Source organism: Isoptericola croceus, assembly GCF_029382255.1.
Classification (GTDB): Bacteria; Actinomycetota; Actinomycetes; order Actinomycetales; family Cellulomonadaceae; genus Isoptericola; species Isoptericola croceus.
This window is the reverse complement of record NZ_JARLLG010000119.1, coordinates 1-281: the sequence shown is the minus strand read 5'-3', so window position 1 is coordinate 281 and position 281 is coordinate 1. Positions and strand designations below refer to the sequence as shown.

The window sequence follows — 281 nt, the reverse complement described above, 5'->3', positions numbered from 1 at the left end:
CAGAGAGTCAGGGAACTCGAAAACGAGCTTGACGGAGAACAGAGGAGACATGCTGATGCCCAGAAGAACCTCCGCAAATCTGAACGCAGGATTAAGGAGCTCAGCTTCCAATCTGATGAAGATAGGAAGAACCACGAACGCATGCAAGACCTTGTAGACAAACTCCAACAGAAGATCAAGACTTACAAGAGGCAGATTGAAGAAGCCGAAGAAATCGCTGCCTTGAACCTCGCCAAATTCCGCAAAGCCCAACAGGAACTTGAAGAAGCTGAGGAGAGAGC

1 protein-coding gene is annotated in these 281 nt (G+C 48.8%); it reads left to right on the top strand.

Annotation, left to right across the window (positions count from 1 at the left end; all coding sequences use genetic code 11):
• Positions 1–281: hypothetical protein (locus tag PZC42_RS24420; protein ID WP_277214012.1), on the top strand; the 281-nt coding region annotated here is incomplete at both ends.